Genomic DNA, 21,959 nt, shown 5'->3' with positions numbered 1-21,959 from the left:
ATCATCATGACTTCATTACAATCTGACTTATCTGCGCCAGAGCTTATTCTGTTGCAGGACGGATTTACCCTCTGCTGGCAACAGCGTCTGATTCTGCGGCACAGCGCAGAAGCCCCCTGTCTGTGGATAGGCGCAGGCGAAGCCGATATTGATATGTTTCGCGGCAACTTCAGTATTAAAGATCGGTTGAACGAAAAGATTGCGCTTACTACAGCTTCGGTAACGCAACAGGGCGCTGGCTGGGACATCTTTTTTACCCGTGGCGACGCGGTAAACGCCATGCTTACCATCAGAGTTGATGCCGATGGCCGCCTGGCGATCGACGTGAAGAACGATAGCACCAGCCACAATCGTATCTGGCTGCGGCTGGCGGCGCAGCCAGAAGATCATATTTACGGCTGCGGCGAACAGTTTTCTTACTTCGATCTGCGCGGTAAGCCTTTCCCGTTATGGACCAGCGAACAGGGCGTGGGACGTAACAAGCAGACCTACGTCACCTGGCAGGCCGATTGCAAAGAAAACGCGGGCGGCGATTATTACTGGACCTTCTTTCCACAGCCCACGTTCGTCAGCACCCAGAAGTATTACTGCCATGTGGATAACAGCTGCTACATGAATTTCGACTTCAGCGCGCCGGATTATCATGAACTGGCTATCTGGGAAGATAACGCCACGCTGCGCTTCGAATGTGCAGAAACCTATATTGATTTACTGGAAAAACTCACCGGGATGCTGGGCCGCCAGCCGGAGCTGCCGGAGTGGGTATACGACGGCGTAACGCTCGGTATTCAGGGCGGCACCGAGGTTTGCCAACAGAAACTGGATACCATGCGCAACGGCGGAGTGAAGGTTAACGGCGTCTGGGCGCAGGACTGGTCCGGTATCCGCATGACCTCTTTCGGCAAGCGTGTGATGTGGAACTGGAAGTGGAACAGCGAGCTCTATCCCGATCTGAAAAACCGCATCCGGCAGTGGAATCGCGAAGGGGTGCAGTTCCTCTCCTATATCAATCCTTATGTCGCCAGCGACCGCGATCTTTGTGAAGAGGCCGCACGCCACGGCTATCTGGCAAAAGACGCGGCAGGACAAGACTATCTGGTGGAGTTCGGCGAGTTTTACGGCGGCGTGGTCGATCTGACTAACCCGGAAGCATACGCCTGGTTCAAAGAGGTGATTAAAAAGAACCTGATCGAACTGGGATGCAACGGCTGGATGGCGGATTTCGGCGAATATCTGCCGACCGACACCAGGCTGTATAACGGCGTCAGCGCAGAGATTATGCACAACGCCTGGCCAGCTCTGTGGGCGAAGTGCAACTACGAAGCGCTGGAGGAGAGCGGCAAGCTCGGCGAGATCCTCTTTTTTATGCGCGCAGGCTCCACCGGCAGCCAAAAATATTCAGTGATGATGTGGGCCGGCGACCAGAACGTAGACTGGAGTCTGGATGACGGCCTGGCCTCGGTGGTCCCGGCGGCGCTCTCACTGGCGATGACCGGTCACGGCCTGCATCACAGCGATATCGGCGGCTATACCACGTTATTTGGCATGCAGCGCAGCAAAGAACTGCTGCTGCGCTGGTGCGACTTCAGCGCCTTCACCCCGATGATGCGCACCCACGAAGGGAACCGACCAGGCGACAACTGGCAGTTTGATAGCGATGCGGAGACCATCGCCCACTTTGCCCGTATGACTACCGTCTTTACCACTCTTAAACCCTACATCAAGCAGGCGGTGGCGCAGAATGCCAGAACCGGGCTGCCGGTTATGCGCCCGCTGTTTCTGCATTATGAAGATGACGCCCATACCTACAGGTTGAAATATCAGTACCTGTTCGGCCGGGATCTGCTGGTCGCCCCGGTGTACGCAGAAGATTGCCGGGAGTGGGCGCTCTATCTACCGCAGGATAGCTGGATAAATGCCTGGACGGGCGAGCAGCATTGCGGCGGCGGCGAGCTGACGGTGGAGGCACCCATCGGGAAACCCCCGGTCTTTTATCGCGCCGACAGTGACTGGGCCGCGTTGTTTGGATCATTACGTCACATCTGATAAGGCTCGCTCGCAGGGAATCTGCGGGCAGAAGAGGAAAAGATAATGAGTCACCATACATCCGATCCGGCGACGCTACGCCTGCCGTTTAAAGAAAAACTCGCCTACGGTATGGGCGATCTCGGCTCCAATATTCTGCTGGATATCGGCACCCTGTACCTGCTGAAATTTTATACCGATGTGCTGGGCCTGCCGGGTACCTGGGGCGGGGTCATCTTTCTGATTGCCAAATTCTTTACCGCCTTTACCGATATGGGCACCGGCATCATGCTTGATTCACGTCGTAAAATTGGTCCGAAGGGGAAATTCCGGCCCTTCGTGCTTTATGCTGCCTTTCCGGTCACGCTGCTGGCCGTGGCTAACTTCGTTGGCACCGACTTCAGCATCACCGGCAAAACCGTTATGGCGACGGCGCTGTTTATGCTGTATGGCCTGTTTTTCAGCATAATGAACTGCTCGTATGGCGCAATGGTGCCCGCCATTACAAAAAACCCGCACGAGAGGGCTTCGCTGGCGGCGTGGCGTCAGGGTGGCGCAACGCTCGGCCTGCTGCTGTGTACCGTGGGCTTTGTGCCGATGATGAATATGATAGATAACAATCCCCAGCTGGGCTATATCTTGGCGGCAATGCTCTTCTCGCTTTTTGGGCTGTTTTTTATGTGGTGGTGCTACGCCGGGGTGAAAGAGCGTTATGTGGAAGTTCAGCCCGTTAAGCCGGGCCAGAAACCGGGGCTGCTTCAGTCATTCAGGGCCATTGGCGGCAATCGTCCGCTGTTTATTCTCTGCATCGCCAATCTCTGTACGCTGGGGGCTTTTAACGTCAAGCTGGCTATCCAGGTCTACTACACCCAGTACGTACTTAACGATCCTATGCTGCTTTCCTGGATGGGCTTCTTCAGCATGGGCTGCATTTTTATCGGCGTATTTTTGATGCCCATCGCCGTACGTCGCTTCGGTAAGAAGACCGTCTATATCGGTGGACTGCTGATTTGGGTAATCGGCGATCTGCTCAACTACACCCTGGGCGATAGCTCGGTGAGCTTTGTGCTTTTCTCCTGCCTCGCCTTCTTTGGCTCGGCCTTTGTGAACAGCCTGAACTGGGCGCTGGTTTCCGATACCGTAGAGTATGGCGAGTGGCGAACCGGCGTGCGTTCAGAAGGGACGGTATACACCGGCTTCACTTTCTTCCGTAAAGTCTCTCAGGCGCTGGCAGGGTTCTTTCCCGGCTGGATGCTTACCCAGATTGGCTATGTACCGAACATTGCCCAGTCGGAAAGCACTATCGAGGGGTTACGTCAGCTTATTTTTATCTGGCCGGGCGTGCTGGCGGTGATCACCATCGTGGCCATGGGCTGTTTCTACAATCTGAACGAAAAAATGTATGTGCGGATCGTCGGTGAAATAGAGAGCCGCAAGCATAATCCGCCACAGTCGGCCTGAGTCACCTCTCTACGCTACCCCGCCTGTGGCAGGCTTCGGAAACCCGTTTTCCGGGAAACAGGCGGGTCATAACAATAAGGACCTGTCATGACCGAATCCAACATCCAAAATCCACTGACGCTAAAGCTAAGCTGGCGCGAGAAATTCGCCTATGGCATGGGCGACTTCGGCTCAAATCTGATGCTGTGCATCGGCACGCTCTATTTGCTGAAGTTTTACACGGATATTCTTGAGCTTCCGGCGTTTTACGGCGGCGTGATTTTTCTGGTCGCCAAATTCTTTACCGCCTTTACCGATATGCTGACCGGCGTGGTGATCGACTCTCGCCGCCGTATCGGTCCGAAAGGCAAATTCCGGCCCTTTATTTTTTACGCCTCCGTACCAGTGGCCCTGGTGGCTACCGCCCAGTTTTTAGATACCGGTTTAGGGCTAACGCTCAAGATGGCATTAAGTATGCTGCTCTTTATGCTGTTCGGGCTGTTTTATAGCCTGATGAACTGCTCTTACGGCGCGATGGTGCCAGCCATCACGAAAAATCCCCATGAGCGCGCGCAGCTTGCGGCATGGCGTCAGGGAGGAGCAACGCTCGGTCTGCTGCTCTGTACCGTGGGCTTTATCCCCATTCAGACGCTGTTTCTGGATAACCCGTCGCTGGGTTATCTGGTTGCCGCCATGTTATTCGCTATCTGTGGGTTATTCTGTATGTGGCGGTGCTATAGCGGCGTAAAAGAACGTTATGTGGAGATCATGCCCGAAGGGCATAAGCCCGGCATTGCCCGGTCATTCTGCGCTATCTTCCGCAACCCGCCGTTACTGGTGCTGTGCATCGCCAATCTTTGCACCCTGGCAGCGTTTAATATCAAGCTCGCTATTCAGGTCTATTACACGCAGTACGTTTTGCAGGATATCCATCTGCTCTCCTGGATGGGCTTCTTCAGTATGGGCTGCATTCTGATTGGCGTACTGATGGTGCCCGCTGCGGTTAAACGCTTCGGTAAAAAGCGGGTTTACCTGGGCGGGCTGCTGCTGTGGGCAGCGGGCGATCTGCTCAATTACGGTTGGGGAAGCAGTTCGGTTTCATTCGTTCTTTTCTCCTGTATGGCCTTTTTCGGCACCGCCTTCGTCAACAGCCTGAACTGGGCGCTGGTACCGGATACCGTGGATTATGGCGAGTGGAAAACCGGCGTGCGGGCCGAAGGCTCGGTCTACACTGGCTACACCTTTTCGCGCAAAATCTCAGCCGCCCTGGCGGGCTTTCTGCCCGGCATTATGCTGACCCAGATAGGTTATATCCCTAATGTGGTACAAAGCGAGGCCACGCTGGTCGGCCTGCGCCAGCTTATTTTTATCTGGCCATGCGGTCTGGCCATTATTGCGGCCATCACCATGGGACTGTTCTATAAGCTAAATGAGCAGCGTTTTGTAAAAATTATTGCAGAGTTGAACGCCCGCAAAAGCGCTGGCGCGGCTCCAGTCGACAGGCCTGGTACTGCTAATGCTGCTGGCAGGCGGGTGAAGGCTATTTCTCATTAACCAGGATGTTAGCTTTTTTGCTTATTGGGATGGGAGGTGGGTTTTCGCGCGCGTCAGATATAAAAAAGCCCTGCCTTTACAGGCAGGGCTTTTATGCGTAGCAGAAATTACTTAAACGTCTTTGCTGCCGCGTGAAGCACGTTTACGATCGTTTTCCGTCAGGTGACGTTTACGAATACGTACGGAGGTCGGCGTTACTTCAACCAGTTCGTCATCGTCGATAAACTCGATCGCCTGCTCCAGCGTCATCTTGATCGGCGGTACCAGCGTTGTCGCTTCGTCCGTACCGGATGCACGCATGTTGGTCAGTTTTTTACCGGTCAGACAGTTTACGGTCAGGTCATTAGAACGGCTGTGAATGCCGATAATCTGTCCTTCGTAAACTTCCGCACCGTGACCCAGGAACAGCTTGCCGCGATCCTGCAGACCAAAGAGCGCAAAGGCAACTGCCTTGCCCTGGCCATTGGAGATCAACACGCCGTTCTGACGCTGGCCCACTTCGCCCGGACGCACGTCGTCGTAATGGCTGAAGGTGGAGTACAGCAGACCGGTACCGGAAGTCATAGTCATGAATTCGTTACGGAAACCGATCAGACCACGGCTTGGGATCACGTAGTCAAGACGTACGCGGCCTTTGCCATCCGGATCCATGTTTTTCATGTCGGCTTTACGTTCGCCCATCGCCTGCATAACCGCGCCCTGATGCTGTTCTTCAATATCCAGCGTCACGTTTTCAAACGGTTCCTGCTTACGGCCGTCAACTTCGCGGAAGATAACTTTCGGACGGGATACCGCCAGCTCAAAGCCTTCACGACGCATGTTTTCGATCAGTACGGAGAGGTGCAGCTCGCCACGGCCAGAAACACGGAAAGCATCCGCATCTTCGGTTTCTTCAACGCGCAGCGCAACGTTATGTACCAGCTCTTTCTTCAGACGATCCAGGATCTGACGTGAAGTAACGTATTTACCTTCTTTACCGCAGAACGGAGAAGTGTTGACGTTAAAGAACATGGTTACGGTCGGCTCATCCACGCTCAGCGCCGGCAGCGCTTCTACGTTCTGCGTATCGCAAATCGTATCGGAGATATTCAGCTCGCCAAGACCGGTGATAGCGATGATGTCGCCCGCTTCAGCCAGATCGGTATCGATACGCTCCAGGCCGAGGTGACCCAGCACCTTGCCGACTTTCGCGTTACGCGTTTTGCCTTCGCTATCGACAACCGTAACCTGCTGGTTCGGCTTCACTTTACCGCGTTTGATGCGGCCAATACCGATTACGCCCATGTAGTTGTTGTAGTCCAGCTGAGAGATTTGCATCTGCAGCGGGCCGTCCAGGTCAACATTCGGAGCCGGAACATGTTCAACAATCGCCTGGTACAGCGGGGTCATGTCGTCAGCCATATCGGTATGTTCAACGCCAGCAATACCCTGCAGCGCAGAAGCGTAAATAATCGGGAAATCAAGCTGCTCGTCGGTAGCGTCCAGGTTTACGAACAGGTCAAACACCTGATCAACAACCCAGTCAGGACGCGCGCCCGGACGGTCGATTTTGTTGATAACCACAATCGGCTTCAGGCCATGAGCAAAGGCTTTTTTGGTCACGAAACGCGTCTGCGGCATGGGGCCGTCCATCGCGTCGACAACCAGCAGCACTGAATCAACCATGGACATAACGCGCTCAACTTCACCACCGAAGTCGGCGTGTCCTGGGGTATCAACGATGTTGATACGATAGTCGTTCCATTTGATGGCGGTATTTTTCGCGAGGATGGTAATCCCACGCTCTTTCTCCAAATCGTTGGAGTCCATTACACGCTCAGTTGCTTCAGTACGGGTATCAAAAGTACCAGACTGTTGCAACAGTTTATCAACCAGGGTGGTTTTCCCATGGTCAACGTGCGCAATAATGGCGATGTTACGCAAATTTTCGATCACAGCTTTGCCTCAGGCATTAGAAATAGCGCGCTATTGTACACGGATTAATCGAAGGACTGAACAGGATCACAAATATCAAAGAAAGAATGCTGCAAGGCTTGCCTTAAACACCGCTTTCAGTGCAAAAAAATGCACCCGCTTGATCAACTGCACCATAACAGTGCCCAAACTCTACTCCATTGCACTATAATGGTGCGCGATACCCATCATGGTGCATCCCTCGTTTGACGAGAGCACCTATAATAGCGCTTTTTGGCCCGAATAAAAAAGTTGGCACAAAATTCGCTTTAATCTGTTTAAGCCAAAACGACAGTTTCCACAACGGTTGATAGCTTGTCTGAGAACTTTGGTGCCCGCTGTACGCTCATCTTTACGCGCCTGGCCGGATGAAGTTCTCTTTCCACGACGACAATGACAATTACCAGGAGAGTTGAGTATGTCTGCTGAACACGTTCTCTCGATGATGAACGAACACGAAGTGAAGTTTGTTGACCTGCGTTTTACCGATACCAAAGGTAAAGAACAACATGTGACCATCCCCGCGCATCAGGTTAACGCAGACTTCTTCGAAGACGGCAAAATGTTCGATGGTTCCTCCATCGGCGGCTGGAAAGGCATTAATGAATCAGACATGGTGCTGATGCCGGACCCGACCACAGCAGTACTGGATCCGTTCTTCGAAGATTCAACGCTGATCATCCGTTGTGACATCCTTGAGCCAGGCACCATGCAGGGCTATGACCGCGACCCGCGCTCTATCGCCAAGCGCGCTGAAGATTTCCTGCGCTCTTCCGGCATCGCTGATACCGTTCTGTTTGGACCTGAACCTGAATTCTTCCTGTTCGACGACATCCGTTTTGGCAGCAGCACCTCCGGCTCTCACGTTGCTATCGATGATATTGAAGCGGCCTGGAACACCGGCAAAGAATACGAAGGCGGCAACAAAGGCCACCGTCCGGGCCTGAAAGGCGGCTATTTCCCGGTACCGCCGGTTGACTCCGCCCAGGACATCCGTTCTGCTATGTGTTTGACCATGGAGCAGATGGGCCTGGTTGTTGAAGCGCATCACCACGAAGTCGCTACCGCAGGTCAGAACGAAGTGGCGACCCGCTTTAACACCATGGTGAAGAAAGCGGACGAAATTCAGATCTACAAATATGTGGTGCATAACGTGGCGCATGCCTGGGGCAAAACCGCGACCTTTATGCCGAAGCCGATGTTTGGCGATAACGGTTCTGGCATGCACTGCCATATGTCTCTGTCGAAAGGCGGCACTAACCTGTTCGCAGGCGACAAATACGGCGGCCTGTCTGAAACCGCGCTGTTCTACATTGGCGGCGTAATCAAACACGCTAAAGCGATCAACGCCCTGGCTAACCCGACCACCAACTCTTATAAACGTCTGGTTCCGGGTTACGAAGCGCCGGTTATGCTGGCTTACTCTGCGCGTAACCGCTCAGCATCGATCCGTATTCCGGTGGTCTCCAGCCCGAAAGCACGCCGTATCGAAGCTCGCTTCCCGGATCCGGCAGCTAACCCGTACCTGGCGTTCGCCGCGCTGCTGATGGCTGGCCTGGACGGCATCATCAACAAGATCCACCCTGGCGATGCCATGGATAAAAACCTGTATGACCTGCCGCCGGAAGAAGAAGCTGAAATTCCAAAAGTGGCCGGTTCGCTGGAAGAAGCGCTGAACGCGCTGAACGAAGACCGCGAGTTCCTGACCCGTGGCGGCGTGTTTACTGATGATGCCATCGACGCTTATATCGAACTGCGTAAGGCTGAAATGGAACGCGTGCGCATGACGCCGCATCCGGTAGAATTTGAGCTTTACTACAGCGTTTAATTGGTTTGAGTTTTTTGTTGCCGTGGAAACTTTCAGCCCATCTTCGGATGGGCTTTTTTCTCCACCTCGCCAACGGTCGGAATGTCGCGTTATCAAACCTGAAACTATAATGCACTAATTTGGTGCAGGAGAACGCTGTATGGCAACTGGCCTGTTGCCCGATGCCGGGCAGATTCTCAATTCCCTGATTAACAGTATTCTGCTGGTTGATAACGAGCTGGTTATTCATTATGCCAACCCAGCGGCACAGCAGCTGTTAGCGCAAAGTTCCCGTAAGCTTTTCGGCACGCCGCTGCCAGAGCTGATGGGTTATTTCTCTCTGAATATCACCGTTATGCAGGAAAGCCTGGCCGCTGGTCAGGGGTTTACCGACAGTGAAGTTACGCTGGTGGTGGATGGACGCGCCCATATTATGTCATTGACGGCGCAGCGGCTGCCGGATGGTCTTATCCTGTTGGAAATGGCGCCGATGGATAATCAACGCCGCCTCAGCCAGGAACAGATCCAACATGCGCAGCAGGTTGCGGCCCGCGATCTGGTACGTGGTCTGGCCCATGAGATTAAAAACCCGCTTGGCGGGCTGCGTGGCGCAGCACAGCTGTTAGCTAAAGCGTTACCCGATCCCTCGCTGACGGAATATACCAAAGTCATTATTGAACAGGCCGATCGGCTGCGTAATCTGGTGGACCGTCTGTTAGGGCCGCAGCAGCCCGGTATGCACGTAACGCAAAGTATTCATCAGGTTGCGGAGCGCGTGGTTAATCTGGTCAATATGGAGCTGCCGGAGCATGTCTCTCTGGTACGCGATTACGATCCCAGCCTGCCGGAACTGCCTCACGATCCTGACCAGATAGAACAGGTTTTACTGAATGTGGTGCGTAATGCGCTACAGGCGCTGGGCGAGGAAGGCGGCACTATTACCTTGCGCACCCGCACCGCTTTCCAGCTTACGCTGCACGGCACCCGTTACCGGCTGGTGGCGCGGATTGACGTGGAAGATGACGGGCCGGGTATTCCTACGCAGCTACAGGATACGCTGTTTTATCCAATGGTTAGCGGAAGAGAGGGCGGCACGGGATTAGGGCTTTCCATTGCCCGCAGCCTGATCGATCAGCATTCCGGAAAAATAGAATTTAGCAGTTGGCCAGGCCATACCGAATTTTCGATTTACCTGCCGATTCGTAAGTAGAGGTTTCTATGCAACGAGGGATAGTTTGGATCGTCGATGACGATAGCTCCATCCGCTGGGTACTTGAACGCGCACTTACCGGAGCTGGATTAAGCTGTGCCACCTTTGACAACGCCAATGAAGTGTTGGAAGCGCTGGCAAGCAAAACCCCGGACGTTTTACTGTCAGATATTCGTATGCCCGGAATGGATGGCCTGGCGTTACTAAAACAAATTAAACAGCGGCATCCGATGCTGCCGGTCATCATTATGACTGCTCATTCCGATCTGGATGCGGCGGTGAGCGCTTATCAGCAGGGCGCTTTCGATTATTTACCCAAACCGTTTGATATTGATGAGGCCGTCGCCCTGGTTGAACGCGCGATCAGCCATTATCAGGAACAGCAGCAGCCGCGCGACAGGCCGGTCAGCGGCCCGACTACCGATATTATTGGCGAAGCCCCGACGATGCAGGATGTATTCCGTATTATCGGACGGCTTTCGCGATCTTCGATTAGCGTGCTGATTAATGGCGAGTCCGGTACCGGCAAAGAGCTGGTGGCGCATGCATTACACCGCCACAGCCCCCGCGCGAAGGCCCCTTTTATTGCCCTGAACATGGCGGCGATCCCTAAAGACCTGATTGAGTCTGAACTGTTCGGCCATGAAAAAGGCGCTTTTACCGGTGCGAATCAAATCCGTCAGGGCCGCTTTGAACAGGCGGACGGCGGTACGCTGTTTCTGGATGAAATCGGCGACATGCCGCTGGATGTACAAACCCGTCTGCTGCGTGTGCTGGCGGACGGGCAGTTTTATCGCGTCGGCGGCTATGCGCCGGTAAAAGTCGATGTGCGTATCATTGCGGCAACGCACCAGAATCTGGAGCTGCGCGTGCAGGAAGGGAAATTCAGGGAGGATCTGTTCCATCGTCTGAATGTGATCCGCGTACATTTGCCGCCGCTGCGTGAGCGACGTGAGGATATTCCCCGGCTGGCACGTTATTTCCTGCAGGTTGCCGCGCGTGAGCTGGGCGTGGAAGCCAAGATCCTGCATCCTGAGGCCGAAGCGGCGCTGACGCGTTTGCACTGGTCCGGTAACGTGCGTCAGCTGGAGAATACCTGCCGCTGGCTAACGGTGATGGCCGCAGGTCAGGAAGTGCTGATCCAGGATCTGCCGCCTGAGCTGTTTGAAAGCGCCACCAGCGATACGGCGGTACAGTCACTGCCCGACAGCTGGGCCACGCTGTTAGCCCAGTGGGCCGATCGGGCGCTGCGTTCCGGTCATCAAAATCTGCTGTCTGAAGCGCAGCCGGAGATGGAGCGCACCTTGCTGACCACGGCGCTACGCCATACGCAAGGACACAAGCAGGAGGCGGCGCGCTTACTCGGCTGGGGACGCAATACGTTAACGCGTAAGCTGAAAGAGCTGGGAATGGAATAAGCGAAAAAAGCGTGTTTTTTGCACGATTTTTCGCGCTTTGCTCTTTACACCTCGATGCCGTTCAGTATCATTTTGAACGGTTATCGGGAGGCTTATCATGCTCGAATCGCTGTTGGTTTCGTTGAGCGCTGCAGGTGATGCAGCTATCGGCCATTCACCGCAAACCGCTTTAGCGGCGGTGCTATGTGCCGTAATGGTTAATTTTTTCAGTTAATAAAAAGGCCGGTATGCACCGGCCTTTTTGCTGTTCCGCATAGTTAGATCACGCGGGAAAACTGCTGCTGCCGTGCCCTGTGCCGCATATACACATCAAAACACATGCAGATATTACGAATCAGCAAACGTCCTTTCGGCGTAACCTCTATGCCATCCTTTTGTATCTCCACCAGCCCATCTGCGGCCAGTGGCGCAAGCAAAGCCAAATCTTCAGCAAAATAATCAGTAAATATTATGCCGCTGGCGGCTTCTGTATCGCGAAAAGAGAGCGAAAAGTTGCAGATAAGCGATTTAATAACGTCGCGGCGCAGGCAGTCATCCTGGCTTAGCGTCAACCCACGCCATAAAGCGTTGCCCTGCTGCTCTACGCTGGCATACCAGGCCTTTAGCTCTTTTTGATTCTGTGCGTAGCAGTCGCCAAGCATACTGATAGCCGAGACGCCCATTCCCAGCAGATCGGTCTCGCCCTGCGTGGTATAGCCCTGGAAATTGCGATGGAGTTTCCCATTGCGCTGGGCGATAGCCAGCTCATCGTCCGGCCGGGCAAAATGATCCATGCCAATATATTGATATCCCTGCGCGGTCAGGGTGGCGATGGTTTGCTGCAGGATAATCAGCTTTTGCGCCGGGCTGGGCAACTCTTCATCTTTGATTTTTCGCTGCGCGGCAAACAGCGTTGGCAAGTGCGCATAGTTAAATACGCTCAGGCGATCGGGCCGTAAGGTGGCGACTTTCTGCAGCGTATAGTCGAAGCTTTCCGGCGTTTGCATCGGCAAACCGTAAATAAGATCGATGTTGCTGGAGGTAAAACCCAGTTTACGGGCCCGCTCGATCAACGCAAAAATAAAGGCCTCATCCTGAACGCGATTGACGCGCTCCTGCACCACTTTATTAAAGTCCTGCACTCCCATACTCAGGCGGTTAAAGCCCAGCGCCCGCAGATGATCGAGGACATCTAATTCTAACTCGCGCGGGTCAACCTCAATGGAGATTTCCATTTCGCTGTTGAAATGAAAGCATTCTCGCAGCACCGCCATTAAGCGACTCAGCTGCGCCTTGCTTAACCAGGTCGGCGTTCCGCCACCCCAGTGCATCTGGGTAACGCTTCTGTCGCGAAATAGCGCAGCGCGCTGGCGAATTTCCTGCTCCAGCACATCCAGATAACGATCGCCCTTATGCAGCTGGCGCGTTACCTGCTTGTTGCAGCCGCAGAAATAACAAAGGCGGTGGCAGAAAGGAATATGAATATAAAGAGAAAGGGGACGCGTGGGATAGCGCTGAGCAGCCTGCTGAAATGCCGCTTCGCTCCAGCCTGCGGTAAACTCCAGCGCGGTGGGATAAGAAGTATAGCGCGGCCCGGCATAGTTATATTTCTCGATCAGGGCCTGATCCCACTCGGTTAACGGCATTGACATGTTTACTCCTTCCATTTACGGCGCCTTACGGGCCGCGTCAAGGGCAAGGAGGCCTGGCGCTGCCGGTTAGCGGTAGCACGGCGCAACCGGGATTTCAGCTGCGTCAGGCGGCGTAGTTTAACAAACAGCCAAAACAGATAACACGCTAATAAAATGGCGATGATTGATCCAGGCCAAAACATAATCGAATACCCAACTGACGGGAGAGAAGCCTGCGCCCGTTCCCGTCAATTTAAGCCAGCGAGCTTATTTCTCGCCTTTTAACAGACGATACATATCTTCATCTGCTTCATCTTCTTCGTCATCATCGAGGCCAATACCGAGCTGCTCCATCAGAACATCAATACGATCCAGCGTCTGATCGAGCCACGCCTGATCTTCTGCCGACAAGACTTCGCCGTTTTCCAGGCGATCCAGCAGCCCGTCAAGGCGCTCATCATTTTCCAGCATCGCCAGTTCATCTGTCGGCTCCATTAAGGGCTTCTGCTCAACGGGTGCTTTTTTGATCGGCTTCGCGACCGCTACGCCTTCTTTTAATAACGGCACCGGTTTTTTACTGCCGATACGCGGATCTTTTTCTTTAGCCGCGCTATTTTTGCCGTTCTGCGGCATGACGGGGTTAGCGCGACTACCTGCTGCATGGCCGCGGCGCTTTTTATCGCGCTTACGATCGCGCGCTTCCTGATTTTTATCTTCGTGCGATTTGCGTTTCACTTTTGGCGCCGCGCTATTTTGTGGCTTACGTGCAGGTTTCATGATCTTTTATCCGGGGTTTTTCTTTAGTATAGAATTGCGGCGGAATCTAGCAGAAAGCGCACAAAGAAAAAAGGCGGCAGGTCACCCTGTCGCCTTTTTTCGTACCTTCCGTAGAAGGACAACCTTCCTTTATATCCCTATAGCAGTCAACGTCCCGGTTTTTCCGTGTGCATTACGCTCTCATCCTGAGCGTTTCCTTTTCCGTGACGGCGCATTCCGACGCACCTTGTCCTGTTCCCAGCTCTGCGTTTTCCTGACTAATCCCTGAGCGCTTCATCCTGAAGTGAGCCATCCAAACTCTGTGAATTACTTTAGACGAATAAGGAAAACTAACAAGGTATCTAAATAATTTCTTATGCTGTTTTTTATTGTCATTTATTTAACTAATTGAATTATATAATTATATCTATCTGTAAGGCGCTTAAAAGCGTCAATAACTGGCAATAATTATGGCAAATATCTTACAAATTTTTTAGTCAACCGTACCAGGAAGCGCTTTGCGCGCTTTAAGGGTATAATCACGCCATTCAACTCAATGAACTCTCCAGGAGTCACTATTTTGTCTGGCTGGAATTATCACGTCACCCATTTTGTTACCAGCGCCCCCGATATTCGTCACCTTCCGGCTGATGTAGGGATTGAAGTGGCATTTGCAGGCCGCTCTAATGCGGGTAAATCCAGCGCCCTTAATACGCTGACTAACCAAAAAAGCCTGGCGCGCACCAGTAAAACGCCCGGCCGTACGCAGCTGATTAACCTGTTTCAGGTTGCTGAAGGCATACGTCTGGTCGATTTACCGGGTTATGGATACGCTGAAGTCCCGGAAGAGATGAAGCGTAAATGGCAGCGTGCGCTGGGTGAATATTTGCAGAAACGCGAGTGCCTGAAAGGCCTGGTGGTGCTGATGGATATTCGTCATCCGCTTAAAGATCTCGATCAGCAAATGATTGAATGGGCGGTGCAGAGCCAAATACCGGTTCTGGTACTGTTAACCAAAGCCGATAAGCTGGCATCAGGCGCACGTAAAAGTCAGCTGAATATGGTGCGCGAAGCGTCGCTGGCTTTTATGGGCGATGTGCAGGTAGAGCTTTTCTCTTCTCTGAAGAAAATTGGCGTCGATAAACTGCGGCTGAAGCTGGATAGCTGGTTTAGCGCACAGGATGAGGCGCCGTTATCAGAAGATGGGGAATAACCCTCACGGATGCGTAGCGGATTACGCATCCATTTTATCGAGCGCCCAATAAAAAACGCCCCAGTCACAAAATGACTGGGGCGGCTAATATTCAGCCAAATCCGATTACGTGAAGTAAAAGGTCTGAAAGATAGAACATCTTACCTCTGTACCCTACGCCGTAAACTTTACCTGATTTTTTCTGACCGACAAAGGATTTTTTGTAGTTAATTTTCATAAAACAGACGTTTTTTCTTAACAGCCGTCACATAAACAGCGCATATATGTAGCTTAATTACCAAAAAAGTGTTTAAGCGCCATAGCGTTAGCATTTAAGCAAACGGCATGGCGCAAACGGGCCAGGCCACTGGCGCCGTCGTTACGCCAAAACACCAGCCCGTCGCCACACGCTTAGTGCGCCTGATCCCAGTTATCACCCACGCCAATATCTACGCGCAACGGGACATCCAGTTTCATGCTGTTTTCCATTAGCTGACGGATTTTCACGCTGGCCTTTTCCACGTCCTGCTCCCTGATTTCAAACACCAGTTCATCGTGAACCTGCATAATCATAGTGACCTGCGGCGCATCGGGCTCCTGCAGCCAGGCATCGACGTCAATCATTGCCCGTTTGATAATATCTGCCGCCGTGCCCTGCATCGGTGCGTTAATCGCCGCGCGTTCTGCCGCTTTACGACGAATCGCGTTGGCGGATTTAATATCTGGCAGCCACAGCCGACGTCCATCCAGCGTAGCGACATAGCCCTGCTCAGAAGCCTGCTGACGCGTGTTTTCCATATACTTCAGCACGCCCGGATAGCGCTCAAAATAGCGGTCCATATACACTTTCGCCTCGCCCGCACCAATATTCAGCTGTCGGGACAGGCCAAATGCGCTCATACCGTAAATCAAACCGAAGTTGATCGCCTTCGCGCTGCGGCGCTGCTCGTTGGTAACTTTATCAACGCTGACGCCAAATACTTCTGCGGCCGTGGCCCGGTGAATATCCTGACCTTCCGCAAAGGCGGCCAGCAGCCCTTTATCCTGAGACAGATGCGCCATGATGCGCAGCTCGATCTGTGAATAGTCAGCCGCGACGATACGGCAGCCCGCAGGCGCGATAAAGGCCTGACGAATACGCCGACCCTCGTCGTTACGCACCGGAATATTCTGCAGGTTTGGATCGGTAGAGGAAAGACGGCCTGTTGCCGTCACCGCCTGTTGATAAGAAGTATGCACCCGCCCCGTACGCGGATTAATCATCTGCGGCAGCTTATCGGTATAGGTTGATTTCAGCTTGGAGAGCCCGCGATGCTCCAGAATAACTTTGGGCAACGGATAATCCAGCGCCAGTTCCGCCAACACTTCTTCACTGGTCGATGGCGCGCCGCCGGGCGTTTTCCTGGTGGGCTTGATGCCCTGTTTCTCAAACAGAATAGTTTGCAGCTGTTTAGTTGAGGAGAGGTTGAATGGTTCGCCCGCCAGTTCGTGCGCTTTTTCTTCCAGCTCTTTCAGGCGAGCGGTTAGCTCCTGCGAATGCTTAGCCAGAATGTGCCGATCGATTAATACGCCGTTACGCTCGATACGCGAGATCACCGTTAGCAGCGGCATTTCGATCTCTTCAAATACCTTTCTCGGCCCCGCCTCTTTTTCCAGCTCCGGCCACATTTTTAAATGCAGCTGCAGCGTGACGTCCGCATCTTCCGCCGCATAGTGCGCCGCCTGTTCCAGCGCGATCTGGTTGAAGGTCAGCTGGTTTTTTCCTTTCCCGGCGATTTCAGTAAAGGTGACCGTTTTGTGGTTGAGCCAGCGCGCTGCCAGGCTATCCATATCGTGCTTACCTACAACGGTATTCAGCATATAGGATTCGAGCATGGTATCGAATTTAATCCCGGCCAGCTCGATGTCATAGTTTTTCAGGACGCTACGATCGAACTTAAGGTTTTGACCCACCTTCAATACGCTTTTATCTTCCAGCAGCGGTTTCAGCTGTGCCAGTACCGCATTACGATCCAGCTGATCGGGGGCGTCCAGATAATCATGCGCAACCGGCAGATAGGCGGCTTCGCCTGGCGTTACGGCAAAGGATAAACCGATAATATTGGCGGTTAAGGTATCCAGCGAATCCGTTTCCAGATCGAAGGCAAAGAGTGAGTTCTGTTTCAGCTTATCCAGCCAGCTGTCGAACGTTTGCTGATCAAGGATCGTGACGTAGCCATCCGAAGAAAGCACGCTGACGCTTTCCGGCTGCGGTGCCGCCTCTTCTGCCAGCGCCTTTTGCGCGCCGCGATTATTTTTCCGACCCTGCAACCATTTACCCTCTTGCAGATCGGTAATCCAGCGGCGGAACTCATAATGGCGGAACAAGCCAAGCAGCGTTTCTCTATCCGGCTCGTTAACGGTCAGCTGTTCACAGCCAATATCAAGCTCTACATCCGTTTTGATCGTCGCTAACTGATAGGAAAGCAGCGCAACTTCTTTATTCTGCTCCAGCTTAGCCGCCATCGTTTTTGCGCCACGGAAGCTGAGATCGGCGATTTTATCCAGGTTTTCATACAGCGTTGTAATGCTGCCTAATCCCTGCAGCAGCGCCTGCGCGGTTTTTTCACCGATGCCCGGTACGCCCGGAATATTATCGGATGAGTCGCCCATCAGGGCCAGAAAATCAATAATCAGCTCAGGCGGAACACCGAACTTCTCTTTTACCTCATCCGGCCCAAGTATCGCGTTGTTCATCGTATTGATAAGCGTGATATTCGGCGTAACCAGCTGCGCCATATCTTTATCACCGGTACTGATTAATACCGCACGTCCCTGCTTCTCCGCCTGTAGAGCCAGCGTGCCGATAACATCGTCAGCCTCTACGCCAGATACCGCCAACAGCGGCAAGCCCATCGCACGAACCATATTATGCAAAGGCTCGATTTGCGCACGAAGATCGTCCGGCATTGGCGGACGGTGAGATTTATAGTACTCAAATAGTTCGTCACGGAACGTTTTGCCCTTCGCATCGAAGACCACAGCAACATGGCTCGGTTGATACTGCAGCAGCAAACTACGCAGCATATTCAGTACGCCGTACATCGCTCCGGTTGGTTCTCCAGCACTGTTGGTGAGTGGCGGAAAAGCATGGTAAGCGCGATAAAGGTAGGAAGATCCATCTACCAGAATCAAAGGGTTTTCTGCGATTTGAGCCATAAGTTACACGTTCCAGGATGATCGTTGGTATGGCATAAGGATGCCACATGATGTGGACAAATATGAAATAACCTGGGCGGAAGTTTAGGGATGGCTCAGAAAACAATAATAGATATTTGGCCTGCTGTCTGTGGATAACTTTGTGTGCAAAAATGCTAACGTATTGTTATTTACGTAAATATACAATACCAGCTTAAAATTACTCTTTTTTAATCAATGTGTTGGATCAAGTAAACGATCGTACCATCGGCAAAGTCAAAATAGATCAAATGTGGATATAAATATCCGCGATCTTTTTTTGATCGCTAAATCCTTATTAATTTAGCCCCGGAAGCACCCGCCCCTTCCTGCTTATTTTTTCAGCAAACATTGAGGGAAAGTATACTGCATGTATAAAAAAACGCCGGGATAACCCGGCGTCTTTTTTAGATCGTTTTTACTGCTTTTCGATAAGGAATTTTACGACGTTGGCATATTGCTGAACGAAATTATCCATTGAGCTGGTATCCAGACCGCCGTTGTTAACCATATATTTGCCATTAACAAACATTGCCGGTACACCGCGCAAATCAACATCCGCTGCCGCTTTCTGCTGCTGCGCAACCAGCGCTTTTACCGCAAAGCTGTTCCAGGCAGCATCATAATCTTCCGGCTTAATGCCAGCCGCTTTCACAAAGGCGTCTTTCAGGCTGGCAGGATCGGTGATGGTTTGCGTTTTCTGGATACCATCAAAGATAGGCGCAGTGACCCGATCTTCGACGCCCAGCGCCATCGCTACCGCCCAGGCGTGCGTCACGATTGGACCCAGGTCGCCGCCAAGGAAATCAACGTGATATTTAGTTACTTTAACGCCTTCCGGTAGCGTTTTCTTTACGGCGTCGCCAACGTGATAAATCTCCTCAAACTGATAGCAGTGAGGACAGAAAAAGGAGAAAAACTCCATTACCTGGGGCTTACCGGCTACCGGCTTATCCAGCGTAACGTACTGCTGACCATCGGTGAACTGCGCAGCTGAGGCACTGAACGCCAGTACGAGACCTACCAGCGCAAGCCATAATTTTTTCATTTTGAGACTCTCTCCTTAATCAAACATCAATATTCAGGCATTAACCGCAGCGGCGGTTGCTGTAATAAGGTATTTTGCTCTTTGAAGGACGCAATTTGTCTGCGCCAGAAATCTTCTTCCGTCATCCACGGAAAGCTCCGCGGAAAAGCAGGATCCTGCCAGCGACGAACAATCCACGCCAGATAATAAACCATGCGCATAGCGCGTAAAGGTTCAATTAATGACAATTCATTAATATTAAAGTTTTTGTATTCGTTATACGCCTCCAGCAAAATATCCCACTGGATACGCTGCTGCTGACGATCGCCGCTTATCAACATCCAGAGATCCTGAATCGCAGGCCCATTACGCGCATCGTCTAAATCAACGAAAAGCGGCCCGTCACGCCACAGGATATTGCCTGGATGACAGTCGCCATGCAGGCGTAGCGGCGTCCAGTTGGTATGCCAACACGCCTGTAAGGTTTTGCTTAGCTCCGAAATGCCTGCATTTAATTCATCCTGCAGCGCAGAAGGAACCAGCCGGCACTGTCGCAGGATTTGCGCCGGCTCCTCGATATATTCCTGTAGCCCAATCTCAGGGCGTGCCGTAAACAGCCTTCGCTCACCGGTTTGATGAATGCGTCCCAGAATACGCCCTACGCTCTCAAGCTGATCGTCATTATCCGTTTCGTACTGCCGCCCACCAAGGCTGGGAAATACGGCAAACCAGAAGCCATCATGCTGATGTAATGTGCTGCCGTTGAGCATCAGCGGCGCAGCAAGCGGCACCTCATCCTGCTGGAGCTCCAGCGCAAACTGATGCTCTTCTTCAATCTGTGCACGACTCCAGCGCTGCGGACGATAGAATTTAACCACATAGCGCCGCCGCTCCTCATCGGAGAACTGATAGACTCGGTTTTCGTAGCTGTTAAGCGCGGTCAGCCCGGAATCGACGCGCAAGCCGGTATCCCAGAGTGCATCAACAATGGTATCGGGATTGAGGGTGTGAAAGTGAAAGGCGGTATTTTCCATCGTGCATCTCTGCTCAGTGCCAGAAGCGGGTAAGAATAACACTAATCGGTCAGCACGATAGAAGACGTGGAGGATTAATCTTTAATTATGCCGCGCGCGCGCAGCAGCGCCGTTTTGAAATCTTCTTCATAATCTTTTTTAATGCCGGGAATCGCTTCCTGCTTATCTGCACCTCGCATTTTCAGGTGATAGATCAGAATATCATCGGTTAACGTAGACAACGGGCCATCGAAACCTGACTCTTCCGCCAGTTTTTGCAAAAATTGCAGCAGATTAAGATCCGGCTCGCTTTGCCAGGCCGGCTGCAGCAGTTCCAGTAGTTCATTTAGTCGATGGTATTTCATAACATTATCCATAATGATGCACGGGCTACTACGTTAGCAGGGATATTCCCACAATAAAAGAGAGGGCTTAAGCGTGAGCGAACAGCGGGAAATAATATCCGGCGTTATTCTGGCCGGAGGGCGTAGTAGCCGTATGGGTGGGCAAGATAAAGCACAGCTACTGCTGCAGGGAAAACCCTTATGGCAGCATGTCTGGCAGCGGCTGGCTCCGCAGGTACAGGATGTAAGCATTAGCGCAAACCGTAACCTGACGCTTTATCAACAGAGCAAACTGCGAACCATCAATGATGTATTGCCTGATTATCCCGGACCGCTTGCCGGTATGCTGAGCGCGTTTCAGCAAATTGATAGCCCGTGGCTCGCCTTTTCCGCCTGTGATACCCCGTTTATCCCCAATGATTACGTTATGCGTCTCTGGCAGCAAAAGCGGCAGGCGCCTGCGGTTTGGGTTCGCTCGCATGAACGCGACCATCCCGCGCTGGCATTAATTCATCGTCAGATCATGCCGGAACTGGCTCTTTATCTGGCTAGCGGCGAACGCAGGGTGATGTATTTTTTACAACAGGTTGGCGGCCATGCGGTGCTGTTTAATGATGACGAGCAAGCCTTCGTTAATATCAATACGCCGGAAGAATTAGCGCGTTATGAGAGGAATAGCTGAATGTTGCCCATACTGGCCATCGCCGCCTGGAGCGGAACCGGGAAAACCACCCTGCTTAAGCAGCTTATCCCTTTATTAAAAGAGCAAGGAGTACGTCCAGGGCTGATTAAGCATACTCATCATGATATGGATGTGGATATACCAGGCAAAGATAGTTATGAATTACGCAAAGCGGGAGCCGATCAGGTATTAGTCGCCAGTCAGCAGCGCTGGGCGTTAATGACTGAAACCCCCGATAACGAGGCGATAGATTTTAATTTCCTGATAAGCCGAATGGATGCACGTTCGTTGGATCTCATTCTGGTGGAGGGATTTAAAGATGAGCCAATCCCGCGCATTGTTTTATGTCGCGATCGTAGCGAAGAAGAAATAAAAATATTATTGGATGAGCACGTTATCGCCGTAGCCAGCGATCGTTCATTTGACGTTTCTGTACCACTGTTAAACCTGAACGATCCGCCACAGATTGCGAATTTTATTGTGCAATGGCTGAAAGATCGTTCCTGAGGAGGTCTGACGGGCGCCGACGCCAAACGCCAGACACGAAAAAGCCCCAGCTTTCGCTGAGGCTCCGTCGTTTATTTAATGCCTGGCAGTTCCCTACTCTCGCATGGGGAAGCCCCACACTACCATCGGCGCTGCGGCGTTTCACTTCTGAGTTCGGCATGGGGTCAGGTGGGACCACCGCGCTCTCGCCGCCAGGCAAATTCTG

Annotated in this window: 18 protein-coding genes and 1 rRNA gene; 10 read left to right on the top strand and 9 right to left on the bottom strand. The window is 52.5% G+C overall.

The window, feature by feature from the left end; genetic code table 11:
• The first annotated feature begins 6 nt into the window (after positions 1-6).
• The 3 genes from COO59_RS15365 (at position 7) to COO59_RS15355 (ending at position 5,019) form a co-directional block, all read left to right on the top strand.
• Positions 7-2,046, top strand: coding sequence for an alpha-glucosidase (locus tag COO59_RS15365; protein WP_103060644.1), 2,040 nt, complete (start codon positions 7-9; stop codon positions 2,044-2,046).
• A gap of 45 nt (positions 2,047-2,091) precedes the next feature.
• Positions 2,092-3,486: an MFS transporter gene (locus tag COO59_RS15360; RefSeq protein WP_103060643.1), complete on the top strand. Its 1,395-nt coding sequence runs from the start codon at positions 2,092-2,094 to the stop codon at positions 3,484-3,486.
• Between the two features lie 87 nt (positions 3,487-3,573).
• Positions 3,574-5,019 carry an MFS transporter gene (locus COO59_RS15355; RefSeq protein ID WP_103060642.1) on the top strand — a complete coding sequence of 482 codons (1,446 nt, stop codon included), beginning with the start codon at positions 3,574-3,576 and terminating at the stop codon, positions 5,017-5,019.
• Positions 5,020-5,130: 111 nt separating this feature from the next.
• Here the strand turns inward: COO59_RS15355 and typA are convergent, their stop codons facing one another.
• On the bottom strand, positions 5,131-6,954 hold the full coding sequence (typA, locus tag COO59_RS15350; protein ID WP_103060641.1) for a ribosome-dependent GTPase TypA: 1,824 nt from the start codon (positions 6,952-6,954) through the stop codon (positions 5,131-5,133).
• A gap of 436 nt (positions 6,955-7,390) precedes the next feature.
• On the opposite strand from typA, the gene glnA reads away from it, so the two are divergent.
• From glnA to COO59_RS20945, 4 genes are all read left to right on the top strand, one after another.
• Positions 7,391-8,800 carry a glutamate--ammonia ligase gene (gene glnA, locus COO59_RS15345; protein WP_103060640.1) on the top strand — a complete coding sequence of 470 codons (1,410 nt, stop codon included), beginning with the start codon at positions 7,391-7,393 and terminating at the stop codon, positions 8,798-8,800.
• 139 nt (positions 8,801-8,939) lie between these two features.
• Positions 8,940-9,989 (top strand): nitrogen regulation protein NR(II), encoded by a 1,050-nt coding sequence (gene glnL / locus COO59_RS15340; protein ID WP_103060639.1) that lies wholly within the window; start codon positions 8,940-8,942, stop codon positions 9,987-9,989.
• Positions 9,990-9,997: 8 nt separating this feature from the next.
• Complete coding sequence (glnG, locus tag COO59_RS15335; protein WP_103060638.1) at positions 9,998-11,407, top strand: nitrogen regulation protein NR(I); 1,410 nt, start codon at positions 9,998-10,000, stop codon at positions 11,405-11,407.
• Positions 11,408-11,504: 97 nt separating this feature from the next.
• The gene (locus COO59_RS20945) at positions 11,505-11,621 is read left to right on the top strand and encodes a YshB family small membrane protein (protein ID WP_165786525.1); all 117 of its coding nucleotides are present in this window, start codon (positions 11,505-11,507) and stop codon (positions 11,619-11,621) included.
• A gap of 43 nt (positions 11,622-11,664) precedes the next feature.
• Here COO59_RS20945 and hemN read toward each other — a convergent pair whose 3' ends face one another.
• Both hemN and yihI read right to left on the bottom strand, forming a co-directional pair.
• A complete protein-coding gene (gene hemN / locus COO59_RS15330; protein WP_103060637.1) occupies positions 11,665-13,038 on the bottom strand; it encodes an oxygen-independent coproporphyrinogen III oxidase in 1,374 nt (457 codons plus the stop codon).
• Positions 13,039-13,284: 246 nt separating this feature from the next.
• Positions 13,285-13,797 (bottom strand): Der GTPase-activating protein YihI, encoded by a 513-nt coding sequence (gene yihI, locus COO59_RS15320; protein WP_103060636.1) that lies wholly within the window; start codon positions 13,795-13,797, stop codon positions 13,285-13,287.
• 532 nt (positions 13,798-14,329) lie between these two features.
• Here yihI and yihA point away from each other — a divergent pair.
• Positions 14,330-14,986, top strand: coding sequence for a ribosome biogenesis GTP-binding protein YihA/YsxC (gene yihA, locus COO59_RS15310; protein WP_103060634.1), 657 nt, complete (start codon positions 14,330-14,332; stop codon positions 14,984-14,986).
• 91 nt (positions 14,987-15,077) lie between these two features.
• Here the strand turns inward: yihA and spfP are convergent, their stop codons facing one another.
• The 5 genes from spfP to COO59_RS15290 form a co-directional block, all read right to left on the bottom strand.
• Entirely contained in the window at positions 15,078-15,125 is a 48-nt protein-coding gene (gene spfP / locus COO59_RS21745) for a small protein SpfP (RefSeq protein WP_071892919.1), read from the bottom strand.
• Positions 15,126-15,376: 251 nt separating this feature from the next.
• Positions 15,377-18,163: a DNA polymerase I gene (polA, locus tag COO59_RS15305; protein WP_103060633.1), complete on the bottom strand. Its 2,787-nt coding sequence runs from the start codon at positions 18,161-18,163 to the stop codon at positions 15,377-15,379.
• A 436-nt stretch (positions 18,164-18,599) separates the two neighbouring features.
• Positions 18,600-19,229, bottom strand: coding sequence for a thiol:disulfide interchange protein DsbA (dsbA, locus tag COO59_RS15300; protein ID WP_103060632.1), 630 nt, complete (start codon positions 19,227-19,229; stop codon positions 18,600-18,602).
• A 26-nt stretch (positions 19,230-19,255) separates the two neighbouring features.
• Entirely contained in the window at positions 19,256-20,242 is a 987-nt protein-coding gene (locus COO59_RS15295) for a serine/threonine protein kinase (RefSeq protein ID WP_103060631.1), read from the bottom strand.
• Positions 20,243-20,316: 74 nt separating this feature from the next.
• Positions 20,317-20,586: a YihD family protein gene (locus COO59_RS15290; protein WP_103060630.1), complete on the bottom strand. Its 270-nt coding sequence runs from the start codon at positions 20,584-20,586 to the stop codon at positions 20,317-20,319.
• A 73-nt stretch (positions 20,587-20,659) separates the two neighbouring features.
• Here COO59_RS15290 and mobA point away from each other — a divergent pair, with 73 nt between their 5' ends.
• Entirely contained in the window at positions 20,660-21,247 is a 588-nt protein-coding gene (gene mobA, locus COO59_RS15285) for a molybdenum cofactor guanylyltransferase MobA (RefSeq protein WP_103060629.1), read from the top strand.
• Positions 21,248-21,754 carry a molybdopterin-guanine dinucleotide biosynthesis protein MobB gene (mobB, locus tag COO59_RS15280; RefSeq protein ID WP_103060628.1) on the top strand — a complete coding sequence of 169 codons (507 nt, stop codon included), beginning with the start codon at positions 21,248-21,250 and terminating at the stop codon, positions 21,752-21,754.
• An 80-nt stretch (positions 21,755-21,834) separates the two neighbouring features.
• Here the strand turns inward: mobB and rrf are convergent.
• Positions 21,835-21,950, bottom strand: a 5S ribosomal RNA gene (rrf, locus tag COO59_RS15275).
• Positions 21,951-21,959: the final 9 nt, after the last annotated feature.

Origin of the sequence: Mixta theicola (genome assembly GCF_002895925.1) — a bacterium.
Classification (GTDB): Bacteria; Pseudomonadota; Gammaproteobacteria; order Enterobacterales; family Enterobacteriaceae; genus Mixta; species Mixta theicola.
Note: the sequence above shows the minus strand (reverse complement) of the source record. Positions and strands in the feature narration are given on the sequence as shown.